The 13,011-nt window shown below is 67.4% G+C and carries 12 protein-coding genes; 6 read left to right on the forward strand and 6 right to left on the reverse strand.

Annotated features, from left to right (window positions below; genetic code table 11):
• The first annotated feature begins 174 nt into the window (after window positions 1-174).
• Together AB0L70_RS25085 and AB0L70_RS25090 are read left to right on the forward strand one after the other, a co-directional pair.
• Window positions 175-642 carry a hypothetical protein gene (locus tag AB0L70_RS25085; protein WP_363688081.1) on the forward strand — a complete coding sequence of 156 codons (468 nt, stop codon included), beginning with the start codon at window positions 175-177 and terminating at the stop codon, window positions 640-642.
• Window positions 639-2,081 (forward strand): multicopper oxidase domain-containing protein, encoded by a 1,443-nt coding sequence (locus AB0L70_RS25090; RefSeq protein ID WP_363688083.1) that lies wholly within the window; start codon window positions 639-641, stop codon window positions 2,079-2,081. Before AB0L70_RS25085 ends, AB0L70_RS25090 begins: the two co-directional genes overlap by 4 nt.
• Here AB0L70_RS25090 and AB0L70_RS25095 read toward each other — a convergent pair.
• The gene (locus AB0L70_RS25095) at window positions 2,078-2,608 is read right to left on the reverse strand and encodes a TetR family transcriptional regulator (RefSeq protein WP_363688085.1); all 531 of its coding nucleotides are present in this window, start codon (window positions 2,606-2,608) and stop codon (window positions 2,078-2,080) included. The two genes, AB0L70_RS25090 and AB0L70_RS25095, sit on opposite strands and share 4 nt — an antisense overlap.
• A complete protein-coding gene (locus tag AB0L70_RS25100) occupies window positions 2,608-4,020 on the reverse strand; it encodes an MFS transporter (protein WP_363688087.1) in 1,413 nt (470 codons plus the stop codon). The genes AB0L70_RS25095 and AB0L70_RS25100 overlap by 1 nt, the downstream gene beginning before the upstream one ends.
• Before the next feature lie 139 nt (window positions 4,021-4,159).
• Between AB0L70_RS25100 and AB0L70_RS25105 the strand changes: the two genes are divergently transcribed.
• Window positions 4,160-4,996, forward strand: coding sequence for an NAD-dependent epimerase/dehydratase family protein (locus AB0L70_RS25105; protein WP_363688089.1), 837 nt, complete (start codon window positions 4,160-4,162; stop codon window positions 4,994-4,996).
• A 120-nt stretch (window positions 4,997-5,116) separates the two neighbouring features.
• On the opposite strand, the gene AB0L70_RS25110 is transcribed toward AB0L70_RS25105, so the two are convergent.
• Window positions 5,117-6,772, reverse strand: a complete 1,656-nt coding sequence (locus AB0L70_RS25110) for a trypsin-like peptidase domain-containing protein (RefSeq protein WP_363688091.1) — start codon at window positions 6,770-6,772, stop codon at window positions 5,117-5,119.
• An 82-nt stretch (window positions 6,773-6,854) separates the two neighbouring features.
• Entirely contained in the window at window positions 6,855-7,412 is a 558-nt protein-coding gene (locus AB0L70_RS25115) for a TetR family transcriptional regulator (RefSeq protein WP_363688093.1), read from the reverse strand.
• A gap of 95 nt (window positions 7,413-7,507) precedes the next feature.
• On the opposite strand from AB0L70_RS25115, the gene AB0L70_RS25120 reads away from it, so the two are divergent.
• On the forward strand, window positions 7,508-8,338 hold the full coding sequence (locus AB0L70_RS25120; protein WP_363688095.1) for an oxidoreductase: 831 nt from the start codon (window positions 7,508-7,510) through the stop codon (window positions 8,336-8,338).
• Between the two features lie 52 nt (window positions 8,339-8,390).
• Here AB0L70_RS25120 and AB0L70_RS25125 read toward each other — a convergent pair whose 3' ends face one another.
• A complete protein-coding gene (locus tag AB0L70_RS25125) occupies window positions 8,391-9,533 on the reverse strand; it encodes an epoxide hydrolase family protein (protein ID WP_363688097.1) in 1,143 nt (380 codons plus the stop codon).
• A gap of 62 nt (window positions 9,534-9,595) precedes the next feature.
• Between AB0L70_RS25125 and AB0L70_RS25130 the strand changes: the two genes are divergently transcribed.
• Both AB0L70_RS25130 and AB0L70_RS25135 read left to right on the forward strand, forming a co-directional pair.
• Entirely contained in the window at window positions 9,596-10,540 is a 945-nt protein-coding gene (locus AB0L70_RS25130; protein WP_363688099.1) for a YafY family protein, read from the forward strand.
• 16 nt (window positions 10,541-10,556) lie between these two features.
• The gene (locus tag AB0L70_RS25135; RefSeq protein WP_363688101.1) at window positions 10,557-11,387 is read left to right on the forward strand and encodes an alpha/beta hydrolase; all 831 of its coding nucleotides are present in this window, start codon (window positions 10,557-10,559) and stop codon (window positions 11,385-11,387) included.
• Between the two features lie 9 nt (window positions 11,388-11,396).
• Here the strand turns inward: AB0L70_RS25135 and AB0L70_RS25140 are convergent, their stop codons facing one another.
• Complete coding sequence (locus AB0L70_RS25140) at window positions 11,397-13,007, reverse strand: alkaline phosphatase family protein (protein WP_363688103.1); 1,611 nt, start codon at window positions 13,005-13,007, stop codon at window positions 11,397-11,399.
• Window positions 13,008-13,011 lie beyond the last annotated feature (4 nt).

Here is a 13,011-nt window from a genome sequence, read left to right on the forward strand (position 1 = left end):
GCAGCGCCTCTCGGCCTGGTTGCCCTATGTTAGCGGCGTCACACGCCTGACCAAGGGTGTTTGCCCACATTCTAAGACAGCTGTTCAAGCAGTGAACCATAGGCGGCGGGTCCGTTCGGGATAGGTAGTCGTCACCGATGCCTGCTCCGCGGGTGTCCACCGAGGGTGGACAGCATGCTTGGAAAGGTGGCCGTTCTCGGCCTGATCCAGAACTACGCCGTCGGGTGGGTCCTGCATTACGTGTACCTGCCGGACCATGAGACGACGACCCATACGGGTCACCACGGTGCGCAGGGTCTGAGCCCGTTCGCGCACTTCCTGCGGGACTCCACGCTCGCGTTGCCGGTCAGCATCGGCGTCCTGCTCCTCGTTGCCGTCGCAGCCAGCCGGCTCGGCCTGCGGGACGGCGTACCGGAGCGGATCGCCTTCGCCGTCGGGGCCGCGGTCGTCGCAGCCGTGTTCAGCGCACCCGAGGTGCTCGCGCATGGCTGGCTGTTCGACGAGCAGGTGACCGGCGACCTGACCTCGCATCTGACCGGCGTCGCGCTGGTCACCCTTCGCTACACCTTCGCGCTCGTCCTCGTCGCCGCCGTCCTGTTCGGCGTCCCGTGGCGGGCCCGCACTCTTGGAGAGACTCGATGAAACGAAGAGACGTCCTCAAGCTCGGCCTGCTGGCCGGTGCCGCGGCGGCCGTGCCGGCCGAGCGACTGACCGGTGCGTTCGCACAGCGGGCCGTCGCCGCCGGACCGCCCGTCCAACTGTTCGACACCCCGCTTGTCGTCCCGCCGGTGCTGAAGCCGAAGTACAGCATCGCGGGCACGGACTACTACGACGTCACGATCAAGCCGGCCGTCCAGGAGATCCTGCCCGGCCTGCGGACACCGATCTGGGGGTACGACGGGATCTTCCCGGGCCCCACGATCAAGACGCGCCGCAACCGGCCGATCGTCGTACGCCAGCGCAACAAGCTCCCCGGCGAATCGGCGGTCCACCTCCACGGCGCCAACGTACCCTCGAGTTCGGACGGGCTGCCGGGCGATGAGATTGCCCCCGGCAAGGATCGGTTCTACCTCTACCCGAACCGCCAGCAGGCGACGACGCTCTGGTACCACGATCACGTCCATCACCACGAGGCGTTCAACACCTACCAGGGTCTGACCGGGCTCTACCTGATCACCGATCCGGCCGAGGACAAACTCGGTCTACCTAGCGGGAAGTACGACGTACCACTGGTGATCCAGGACCGGTCGTTCAACGCGGACGGGACCTTCCGGATCCCCGATCCCGGTGCCGGCGAGTTCTTCGGCGAGGTCGCGGTCGTGAACGGTAAGCCGCATCCGTTCCTGCAGGTCGAGCAACGGCGCTACCGGTTCCGGCTCCTGAACGGGTCGTCGCTGGACACCCTGCACGAGCTGACCCTGGGCAGCGGTGACGGCTTCCACGTGATCGGGACCGACGGCGGGTTGCTGCCGGCACCGGTCCCGGTGACAAAGTTGCCGTTGGCACCTTCCGAGCGCGCCGAGGTCGTGATCGACTTCAGCCGCTACCCGGTCGGATCGCACGTCGTACTGAACAGCTCGATCTTCGGTGCCCCGATGCAGATCATGCGTTTCGACGTACGCAAGGCGACCGGTCCGAACCACCGGCTGCCGTCGAAGCTCGTCCCCATCCAGCGACTGAAGGAGTCGCAGGCCAAGGTACGGCGGGACTTCCAGCTCAACCTGGACAAGGCCCGCGGCGAGATGGTGATCAACGGGAAGACGTTCGATCCGGACCGGATCGACATCAAGCCGAAGCTCGGCGCGACCGAGGTGTGGACGATCTTCAACGCGGAGACGCCGGATCTGCCGATCCCGCACGTGTTCCACACCCACCTGGTCCGCTTCCAGATCCTCGATCGGAACGGCGTACCGCCGGCGCCGTTCGAGTCAGGCTGGAAGGACAGCGTCACGGTCATGCCGGGAGAGAAGGTCCGCATCATCATGCGCTTCGGCGACTTCCCCGGCCGCTTCCTCTACCACTGCCACCTCCTCGGCCACGCCGACGCGGGGATGATGGCAACGATGCTCGTGACGCCTTAATAGACCAGCGCCTGGATGCTCGGGGCGTAGAAGTCGGCGATCGCCTCGGGGGCGGCGGTTGCGGCCGGACCGGTCTTGTTGACGGCCATGGCGGCACCCAGGCCGACGAGTTGGGCGGTGATCAGCTCAGCGCGGAGGTCGGCGTCGGTGCCGGTCAGGCGGGCGGCGAACGCGCGGGTCACCTGGTCGCGGAAGTGTTCGCGGATCAGCGCGCGTTCGTCGCCGCTGCCGGCGGCGAAGACGACCCGGAGGAGCAGGTCCTGGTTGTTCTCCCGCCGATAGTTCACCAGCGTCACGACCGCGTGCCGACCGAGGTCGTCGTCGGCCGCGGCCAGCAGGAGTTGGGTCGCCTCACTGAAGTCGGCAACCTTCTCGAACAGTGCTTCCTTGCCACCGAAATGCTTGACGATCAGGGCCGCGCTGACATTCGCATCCGCAGCGATCCCGCGCAGGGTGACGGCGTCGTACGGCTCCCGCGCGAACGCCTTCCGCGCCGCCCGCAGGATCGCGGTCCGCCCCTGATCCATCACGTCGCGGCGACTTCGACCCGCGCCGGCTCGGAACGGCGTGCCGGGATCAGCAGGACCAGACCGGCTGCGATCACCGCGGCGATCCCGGCGATCACGAACACGATCAGGTACGCCGACAACGCGGGCGCGACCCGGCCTTCCTTGGTGATGGTCACGCCGGCCAGGACGGTCGCGACGATCGTGCTGCAGATCGCGGAGCCGACCGTGCGCATCAAGGTGTTGAGGCCGTTCGCCGCGGCCGTTTCGGTCACGGGGACAGCATGCATGATCAGGGCCGGAAGTGCCGAGTACGCCACCGCGGTTCCGGCCGACACCACGGTCGCACCGATCACGATCCCCGCCACGTCATGGCTGGTGAAGAATCTGACGACGTACCCGGCGGCCATCAGGACGGACGCGACGGCGAGCGTGAACCGTGGGCCACGGGCGGCCGACATCCGCGCCGACACCGGGGACAGCAGCACCATCGCGACACCGCCGGGCAACAGGCAGAGGCCGCTCACGACGATGGACTTGCCGAGGCCGTAGCCGGTCCAGGTCGGCTCCTGGACGAGCTGCGCGGTGGACAGTGAGTTGGCGTAGAACGAGAAGCCGATCAGCAGGGCACCGAGGTTGGTGAACAGTACGGCGGGCCGCGCCGAGACCCGGAGATCGACGAGTGGGCTGGTGGTCCGGAGCTCGTACCAGGCCCACAACGGGACGATGGCGACGGCAACGGCGTACAGGGTGACGATGACCGAAGTACTCCAGGTGCTGCTCTTCGAGACGGCGAGCAGGAGACAGACCAGGAACGTGCTCAGGCCGATCGCGCCGAGGATGTCGAAGCGGCCGCTGGTCTTGACGGCGGACTCCGGCACGATCAGCAGGATCAGGACGATGTCGAGCAGGCCGATGCCGAGGTTGATCCAGAACATCGCGTGCCAGTTGGCGTACTCCACCACGAGGGTCGCGGCCGGGATCCCGAACGCGGCGCCGACGCCGAGGGTCGAGCTCATGATCGCGATCGACGGGATGACCCGGCGCGGCGGCAGCTCGTCGCGCAGGATGCTGATGCCGAGCGGTACGACGGCGATCGCGGCACCCTGGAACGCACGGCCGGCGATCAGCACCGACAGGTTCGAGCTGCTTGCGCAGAGCAACGAACCGATCACCATCGAGCCCAGGGCGATGAGGAGGACCCGGCGCTTGCCGTACATGTCGCCGGCGCGGCCGAGCAGCGGGGTGAACACGGCGCCGGTGAGCAGGGTGACCGTGATCAGCCAGCTCACGTCGGAGATCGAGCTGTGGGTGATCGCCGGGAGCTCGGGCAGGAGCGGTACGACGATGGTCTGGCTGATGGCGACGAGCACGCCGCAGAAGGCGAGGACGGCCAGAATCAGGCGTGGGTGAGCGGCAGGACGGACGATCAAGCTCGGGATCCTTACGGGGTGAACAGCTGTTTACTGAGCTATCAGCGTAAACGAGTGTTCACCACGGTCGGAAGTGGCCCGGGAAAATGCTCACCAACTGGACCAGGGATCAGGGCGCTCAGTTTCCTACCGTGATGGCATGAGGATTTTTGTCGCCGGTGCGACCGGCGTGATCGGGCGCCGGCTCGTCCCGCTGCTGGTTGCCCAGGGCCATGAGGTGACCGCGTTGTCCCGCCGGGCGTCGGCGCTGCCAGGCGTCGAGACCGTGACGGGTGACGTGTACGACGCTGCGGGGCTGCGGGAGGTGGTTGCGGCGGCTCGGCCGGAGGTGGTGATGCATCAGCTGACCGATCTCACGGCGCGCGACTTCGCTGCCAATCTGCGGATCCGGCGGGAGGGGACTCGCAATCTGGTGGATGCGGCGTTGGCCGCTGGGGTGCGGCGGGTGATTTCGCAGAGCATCGCTTGGGCTTATGAGCCTGGTGATGGGCTCGCTACCGAATCCACACCGCTGGATGTCGATGCCCCGGACGCGAGCCGGCGTGGATCGGTCGGAGCGGTGGCGGCGCTCGAGGAGATGACCGCCGAGGCGCCGGAGTGGGTCGCGCTTCGGTACGGGATGCTCTACGGGCCTGACACCTGGTACACCAAGGGCGGCGCGATGGCTGACGCGGCGGCCGCCGGCCAACTCCCCACCGGCCCCGACATCACCAGCTTCCTCCACGTCGACGACGCCGCCGCCGCGGCTGTTTCCGCCCTGACCTGGCCCTCCGGCCCGGTGAACATCGTCGACAACACCCCCGCAGCCGCCTCCGACTGGGTGCCCTCCTTCGCCCAGTCGGTAGGCGCCCCTCCCCCGTCCGCGCCGCCGTCCCCCCGAACCCCGTGGGCCCGAGGCGCCACCAACGGCCACGCCCGAACCACCCTGGGATGGGTCCCCACCCACCCCACCTGGCAGTCCGGCTTCTACGCCTGAGCGTCCTGGGTCCGAACGCACCGATCGGGCCCGGACGCCTGGGGGTTCGGCGTCGGGCCCGATCGTTCGGTCCGCTTCAGCGAGGGGGTGGCGCTGGGGTCAGCGGACCGGGTCTGTGGGTCAGCGGACCGGGCCGGTGATCAGTTCGATCGTGGCCTTGTGGGTCTGGCCGGACTGGTCCACCCAGCCGACCTCGACCTTGTCGCCGGGGTGCTGCTTGTTCAGTAGGCTCGACAGGGCGTCCGGCGAGTCGACGGTCTGACCGGCGAACGAGGTGATCACGTCACCGGCGGTGATGCCGGCGTCGTCGGCCTTGCCGTTGGCGAGTACGTCGCCGACCACGGCACCGGTCGTGCCCTGCGTCGTGACAACCGAGATCCCGAGCATCGCGGACGATCCGATGTGTACGGTCTCCGTCGCCTTCCCGCTCTCGATCTGCTTGGCGATGTCGAGCGCCGTGTTGATCGGGATCGCATACCCCTGCGTCGTCGTACCGCTCCCCGACCCGTTCCCGTTACCCGACCCGTCGCCGTTCCCTTGACCGTTTCCGGTACCCGAGCCGTCACCGTTCCCGAAGCCGTTACCCGACCCATCGCCGTTGCTCTGGCCGTTCCCCGTGCCCGACCCGTCGCCGTTGCTCTGGCCGTTCCCGGTGCCCGAACCGTCGCCGTTTCCGGTGCCGGAGCCGTCGCCGAAGCCGTTCCCGTTGCCGAAGGGGAAGCCGTTGCTGGTCCCGTCGCCGTTCCCGGACCCATCGCCGTACCCAGCGAGCGTCGCGGTCGCCGTGGAACCAGCGGTCGCAGTGGAACCAGTCGTAGCGGCGGTCTGACCCGGGCGACCCTGGCCGCCGTTGTTGCCCCCGCCTCCGGCCGTGTCCACGCCGATCACCTCGCCCGAGGTGTTCACCAACGGACCACCGGAATCCCCGGCCTGGATGTTCGCGTCGGTCTCGATCAGGCCGGTCAGGTTTTCCGGGTCCTGCCCATTCTCGTCGGTCGCGGTGATCGCCTGGTTCAGCCCGGTCACCTCACCGGCCGCGTAACTCGGCGTACCTCCCACACCACCCGCGTTGCCGACCCCGACCACGTCGTCGCCGAGCGTGACCTTGTCCGAGTCACCGGTCTTCGCGGTCTCCAGCCCGGACGCGTCCTTCAGTTTCAGTACGGCGATGTCGTGCGTGTCGTCGTACCCGACCACACTCGCGGTGTACGTCTTCCCGTTGCCGATGTCCGTCACGCTGATCGACGTCGCACCCTCGATCACGTGGTGGTTCGTGAGGACCTCACCATCTGCGGTGAGGACGATCCCGGTGCCGGCGGCGCGTGCGCCCTCATAACCGAGCACCGTGTTCACGTCGACCAGACCGGGCGATACCTTCGCCGCGACCGACGCCGGGTCCAGCTGCTGCTGCGAAAGCTGCGACGTACCGCCGTCAGTCCGCTGACCGATGCCCCAGGCAACCGATCCGGCGACCACCACCGCGGCCAGCCCCAGTGCACCCGCGCCCAGCAGTCGCCGTCCACGCCGCTTCGGCGCCGGGGGCTGCGGCCCGAACGGGTACGGCGGATATCCACCGTACGGCGGCTGTCCCCCGCCGAACTGCGGCCCCATCTGCGGTCGCGCCCCGTACTGCGGCACACCCTGCTGCGCGCCGTACGGCGTTGCGTGGCCGGCGTACTGCGGACCGGATTGTTGTGGTCCGGTCTGCTGCTGCCAGTAGCCCGGGTGTTGCGCAGGCTCTTGTCCAGCTTCCTGCCGTCCAGCGCCGTCATTCATCGCGGTTGCCCTCCTCAGCCCAGTTCCCTCTGCTACGAGTAGAGCTCGCAAGGCTGAGAACTCCATCGGCCCAACCAATGAATCACCTGAGAATCTTCCGCACCGCCATCACAACCGCTCTACGTCGCGACGCCTCGGGCAAACCCTCGGTGCCGTACTCCGGATTCATCGACGACCAGCTCGTCGCGATCGCCTGGATCAACGACAGCAGACTCACCGCCGTGAAGTCCCGCGGCACTTCCCGTCGCCGCTGACCACGCCGCAACTCCTCCAGCCGGCTCGCATTCACAGCCAGGATCGCCGCCAACGGCTCGCCCTCCGGCCGCTCGAGCCGGTACCAGGTGGACAGCCGCAGATGATCGGGATGCGCCTCGAAGTAGTCGAACACCCGGCCCGCATAGGCCGGCAGGTCCGCGGCGTCGAATCCCACCTCGTCCAGGTAGGCGTCCACGAACGCGGTGAAGACCGCGTCGAACAGCGCGTCCTTGTTGCCGTAGTACGCATAGAGCATCGCCTTGTTGCAGTCGGCCACCTCCGCGATCCGGCTCACCCGCGCGCCCGCGATCCCGCGCGCCGCGAACTCCTCGGTGGCGGCGGCGAGGATCCGCGTCCTGGTCCGATCGGCGTTCCGCTGCTGCATGGCGTCAGCGTACCAACCAACCGGTTAGTTGATTTCCGACCAACTGGTTGGTTAGCTAGAGGTATATCCAACCGTTTGGTTAGTTAGGACTGAGCATGAGCAAGATCTGGTTGATCACTGGGAGCTCCCGGGGCCTCGGGCGAGCGTTGACCGAGGCGGTGCTGGGTGCCGGGGACAGCGTGGTCGCCACGGCGCGCAAGCCTGAGCAGCTGGCCGACCTCGTCGCGAAGTACGGCGAGCAGATCCAAGCGGTCGCGCTTGATGTCACGGACGCGGATGCGGCGAAGGACGCTGTACAGGCTGCACTGGATGCGTTCGGTGGGCTCGACGTGGTGGCGAACAACGCCGGGTATGCGAACAGTGCACCGATCGAGGAGACGCCGGACGATGACTTCCGGGCGCAGCTCGAGACGAACCTGTTCGGGGTCGTGAACGTGACGAAGGCTGCGCTGCCGGTGTTCCGCGAGCAGCGGAGTGGGCATTTCCTGCAGTTCTCGTCGATCGGTGGGCGGGTTGGCGGGACACCGGGGATGGGGGCTTACCAGACCGCGAAGTTTGCGGTTGAGGGGTTCTCGGAGGTGCTGAACAACGAGGTGAAGCCGTTCGGGGTGAAGGTGACGATCGTTGAGCCAGGCGCGTTCCGGACGGACTGGGGTGGGTCGTCGATGACGATCGCTCCAGTGGGAGCGGACTACGACGAGACCGTTGGCGCGATGAACCGCTACCGGGTGGCGACCGACGGCGAGCAAGCCGGCGACCCGGAGAAGGCAGCTCGCGCAATCCTTGAGATTGTCGGACTCGACACCCCACCCCTGCGCCTGCTCCTGGGGAAAGACGCCCTCACCCACGCCGCCCGCGCCTCTCGATCTCGCGCCGAAGAAGCCGAAACGTGGGCATACCTGACCACTTCGACCGACTACGAATAACGCGAAGGGCCGCCCACAGGTGCGATGTGGACGGCCCGGATCACGCTCGTACTCACCGCAAGCTGCGGAAGAACTCTCGGATGTCGGTTAGTAGGAGTTCGGGTTCTTCTAGGGCGGCGAAGTGGCCGCCGTGGTCTACGTCGGTCCAGCGGGTGATGTTGTTGTCGCGTTCGGCGTAGCGGCGGACCGGGACGTCGTGGGCGAAGGCCAGGACGGCTGTCGGGACGCCGGAGTTCTCCAGCTTGGTGCCCCACGCCTCCTGCTGGGCGTAGCCGACGTACGCCGCGGAACTCGCGGTGCCGGTGAGCCAGTAGATCATCACGTTCGTGAGCAGCCGGTCCCGGGAAATGATTGCATCCGGCAACTTCTCGGCCGGATACGTCCAGGCCATGAACTTGTCCATGATCCAGGCCAGCTGACCAACCGGAGAGTCGACCAGCCCATAGGCAACGGTCTGCGGCCGGGTCGACTGGATCGAGATGTAGCCAAACTCCTTCTGCAAGAACTCACCGATCCGCGCGATCCGATCCTGCTCCAGCGGAGTCAGCGTCTTCAACTCCTCCTCCGGCAGCGGGTACGGCGGCAACGACGGACCACCGTTGGTATGCACCCCCACCACCCGCTCCCGAGCCGCCCGCGCGACCGCCGGCGACACCGCCCCGCCGATGTCACCACCCTGTACGCCGTACCGCTCGTACCCGAGCTCCTCCATCAGCGACGCCCACACCTGCCCCACGCGCTGACGGGACCACCCGCTCTTCGACACCGGCCCGGAGAACCCGAACCCCGGCAGCGAGGGGATCACTACATGGAAGGCATCCGAAGCCTGCCCACCATGCGCGACCGGATCGGTCAACGGCCCGATCAGATCCAGGAACTCGACCACAGACCCCGGCCACCCATGCGTGAGCAGCAACGGCAGCGCGTCCGGCTCAGCCGAGCGAACATGCAGGAAGTGGATCCGCTGCCCATCGATCTCGGTCGTGAACTGCGGATACGCGTTGAGCTCAGCCTCCGCCGCTCGCCAGTCGTACGAAGTCCGCCAGTAGTCGACCAGCGAAGACAGCCAGGACACCGGTACGCCGGTATCCCAGTCGTCACCGGGTAGCGGGGCGGGAAGCCGGGCGCCGGCCAGCTTGGCCGCGAGGTCGTCGAGGGTGCTCTGCGGGATGTCGATGCTGAATGGCTTGATCATGATTCGACTCTGTCACCCAGTTAGGACAGCTTCAGTCCTAGCTGAGTGACAGAATCAGAAGCATGTTGGAAACGTCCGCACGGCTGCTCAAACTCCTGTCGCTCCTGCAGTCACCGAGAGACTGGAGCGGCACCGCACTGGCCGACGAGCTCGGCGTCGGGGTCCGCACGGTCCGCCGGGACGTGGAGAAGCTGCGCAACCTCGGTTACCCGGTCGACGCCGTACCCGGGGTGGCCGGCTACCGGCTCGGAGCCGGCGCCGCGCTGCCGCCGTTGCTACTCGACGATGAAGAGGCGGTCGCCGTCGCCGTCGGACTCCGTGCAGCCGCGACCGGGAGCGTCGCCGGGATCGAGGAGTCGTCGGTGCGCGCGTTGACCAAGCTCGAACAGGTCCTGCCCTCTCGACTCCGCCACCGGATCAACCTGCTCCAAACGGTTGCCGTCACCCCATCCGGCGGACCGTCGGTCCAGCCAGACGTCCTGCTGGCAGTCGCCGCCGCATCCCGCGACCACCAACGCCTGCGCTTCGACTACCGCAACCACGACGGTACGGCGACCACCCGGACGACGGAGCCGCATCGCCTCGTCCACATGGGCCGCCGCTGGTACCTCGTGGCCTGGGATCTCGACCGCGCCGACTGGCGCACGTTCCGGCTCGACCGGCTCGAGCCGCGGATCCCGACCGGACCGCGGTTCACCCCACGTGACGTACCCGAGCTGGACCGAACCGAGCGCGGAATCGCCTCCGGCGGCTACCGCTACCTCGCCCGCCTGTTGGTCCAGGCAACGGTCGACCAGGTCGCCGACCGGTTCCCGTCCAACGTCGCGACCGTGACCCAGGTGGACGAGGAGACGACTCTGGTCGAGACCGGCGCCAACAGCCTCGACCAACTCGCCATCCATCTCGGGGTGATCGGCTATCCGTTCGAGATCCAATCGCCGCCCGAGCTGATCGCACATGTCCAGGAACTGGCGACGCGCCTGGCTGCCTCTGTCCCGCCGAACTGAGCGGTAGCGTTCAGCCATGACGCTCGCCGGGGTGGAGGATCGGTACGTCGAGACCGTGCTGGGCCGGATCCGGCTCCGCATCGGCGGTGAAGGCCCGACGATGCTGTTCTGGCCGAGTCTTCTGATGGACGGCACATTGTGGTCCGGCCAGGCCAAGCACTTCATCGATCGCTTCCAGGTCGTGCTGGTCGATCCGCCCGGACACGGTGGAAGCTCAGCACTGACAGGCCCGTTCAGCTTCGAGCAGTGCGCCGAGGTGATCCGAGCGATCGTCGACGACCTCGGCGTCGAGCAGGTCCATGTCATCGGCAACAGTTGGGGCGGCATGATCGGCGGCACCTTCGCCGCGCTCCACCCCGACCGCACCGGCATCGCCGTACTGATGAACGCGACCGCATCACCCGCCGGTCTCCGCCAGAAACTCGAGTACGGCGTCCTGACCCGGACGGCTCAACTCCTCGGCGGGATCCGCGGCCCGCTCAAGAACCCGGTCCGCGACGCATTCCTCGGCCCGACGGCGAAACGGGAGAAACCAGAGGTCGTTGCCACAGTCAACGACCTGGCGAGCCGGGTCGACATCCGCTCCGGCCGCCATGCGGTCACCAGCGTCGTCCCACACCGACCCGATCAACGCGAGTTGTTCAGCACCATCCGCACGCCGGTCCTCGTGGTCGCCGGAGCCGAGGACGCGACCTTCCCAGTGGACGAGACCGAGGAGATGGCGGATTCGATTCCGGGTGCGCGTTTCGTCGTACTCGAGCAGTCGGCGCACCTCGCGGCGCTCGAGTCCCCCAAAGAGGTGAACGCCCTGATCGACGACTTCCTCGCCGATCAGGGCGCCTCCTAGCGCGACGGGTCAGTGGTTGCTGACGACTGTCCCGGTCTTCGGGTTCAGGATCAGCTTCTTGTTACTCGGCCGCTGCCGGAAGTCGAACATCCCGGTCAGGCTGCCGGCCCGCTGGTCGAACGAGTGGTCGCCGATCCGGCCGGTCTTCCAGTTGTCCTCGATGAACTTCAGCACCGAGGTCTGGTCGGTCAGCGAGTGGTCGACGTGGTTGGTCTTCGCGTACGGCGAGACCACCAGCAGCGGAAGCCGCGGGCCGAACCCGCAGCGGTCGGCGTAGCCACCGGAGACCGGTGCGCGACCGCACGCCGCGGCCTGGTCGAGCGCGGCGTCCTTCGAACCGTTGATCGTCGGCGACTTGGCGTGGTCGTACCAGCCGTCGGAGTCGTCGTAGGCCAGCACGACCGCGGTCGAGGACCATTCCTTGGACTTCTGCAGCTGGTTGATCTCCTTCACGACGAACGCCTGCTCGTCCAGCGGGTCGGAGTAGCCGGCGTGACCGTCCTGGTACTCGCCGGCCTTCAGGAAGCTGACCGCCGGCAGGTTGTTCGCGGCCACGGCCGCGTCGAAGTCCGACGTGTCGTACTGGTGGTTGGCCTGGTCGGTCTGGCCGATCGCCTTCACCGAGCTCGGCGGCAGGTGCTTCGGGTTCGCCGTCGACTTGTAGTACTGGAACGGCTCGTGGTGCGGGCTGTAGTCGAGCGCCGAGATGCCGCCGACGTTGGCGTGCTGCGCACCGCAGACGGCCTTGCCGCCGGCCGAGCTGGTCGGCTTGAAGCCGCCCTGGAACCAGCCCCAGGTGACGTGCTTCTGGTTCAGCAGGTCACCGATGTTCTGGCCGTGCATGACCGCCAGGTTGTTGCTAGCAGCACCGTTGTTGTTCGAGCAGTTGTCGTAGTACGGGTCGGGGTCGTTGGTGACCGTACCGATCCCGTTCTTGTCCGGCGACTGCACGGCGTACGCGTCGGTCGTCGGCTTGCCGGTCTTCGGGTCGATGGCCTGCACGCCGTGCGTCTGCCCGGAGATCAGGTTCAGTGCGCCCGGGGTGGACGGGCCGTACACCGTGTCGAAGGAGTTGTCGCTCAGCGAGTAGTGCTGGGCGTAGTTCCACATCGCGGTGACGGTGTTGCCGTCGTAGTAGTCCATCACCAGGCCCGGTTCGCCGAACAGCACGGGCTGGCCGGTGCACTTGTCCGTCTCGGTGTTCTCGACGAACTTGTCCATCTTGCCGCCGTTCGCGGCCTTCTGCTCCGGCCCGTAACCGTGGTTCTGGTCGCAGGTCAGTGCCTGCGAGGGCGCCAGCCGCTTCGGGTCGTAGGCGTTCGGGTTGTGCGTCAGCAACTGCTTCGACAGCCCGTTCACCTTGGGCGTGTGCCGGTCCGCCTTGAACGGCGTGCCGTCGGCGTTGGTGGCGTTCGGGTAGGTACCGAAGTAGTGGTCGAACGAGATGTTCTCGCCGAAGATGACCACCACGTGCTGGATCGGTGTGGCCGGGTGGACCGGCCGGTACGAATAGGCGGCGTTGGCCACCGGGTTGGTGTCGCCACCGCTGCTACAGCCGGCCAGCAACACCGCTGCCGCCGCGACGGCGGCAGTGGCTGCGACACGGAGTCTTGCGCGCATGCCT

The sequence above is a fragment of the Kribbella sp. NPDC051952 genome, assembly GCF_040680855.1.
In the GTDB taxonomy this organism is placed as follows: domain Bacteria; phylum Actinomycetota; class Actinomycetes; order Propionibacteriales; family Kribbellaceae; genus Kribbella.

What these genes read in the sequence shown, in the direction of transcription:
- AB0L70_RS25085 (WP_363688081.1), top strand. Translation starts at nt 175, where the DNA reads ATGCTTGGAAAGGTGGCCGTTCTCGGCCTGATCCAGAACTACGCCGTC.
- AB0L70_RS25090 (WP_363688083.1), top strand. Translation starts at nt 639, where the DNA reads ATGAAACGAAGAGACGTCCTCAAGCTCGGCCTGCTGGCCGGTGCCGCG.
- AB0L70_RS25095 (WP_363688085.1), bottom strand. Translation starts at nt 2,608, where the DNA reads ATGGATCAGGGGCGGACCGCGATCCTGCGGGCGGCGCGGAAGGCGTTC.
- AB0L70_RS25105 (WP_363688089.1), top strand. Translation starts at nt 4,160, where the DNA reads ATGAGGATTTTTGTCGCCGGTGCGACCGGCGTGATCGGGCGCCGGCTC.
- AB0L70_RS25110 (WP_363688091.1), bottom strand. Translation starts at nt 6,772, where the DNA reads ATGAATGACGGCGCTGGACGGCAGGAAGCTGGACAAGAGCCTGCGCAA.
- AB0L70_RS25115 (WP_363688093.1), bottom strand. Translation starts at nt 7,412, where the DNA reads ATGCAGCAGCGGAACGCCGATCGGACCAGGACGCGGATCCTCGCCGCC.
- AB0L70_RS25120 (WP_363688095.1), top strand. Translation starts at nt 7,508, where the DNA reads ATGAGCAAGATCTGGTTGATCACTGGGAGCTCCCGGGGCCTCGGGCGA.
- AB0L70_RS25125 (WP_363688097.1), bottom strand. Translation starts at nt 9,533, where the DNA reads ATGATCAAGCCATTCAGCATCGACATCCCGCAGAGCACCCTCGACGAC.
- AB0L70_RS25130 (WP_363688099.1), top strand. Translation starts at nt 9,596, where the DNA reads ATGTTGGAAACGTCCGCACGGCTGCTCAAACTCCTGTCGCTCCTGCAG.
- AB0L70_RS25135 (WP_363688101.1), top strand. Translation starts at nt 10,557, where the DNA reads ATGACGCTCGCCGGGGTGGAGGATCGGTACGTCGAGACCGTGCTGGGC.
- AB0L70_RS25140 (WP_363688103.1), bottom strand. Translation starts at nt 13,007, where the DNA reads ATGCGCGCAAGACTCCGTGTCGCAGCCACTGCCGCCGTCGCGGCGGCA.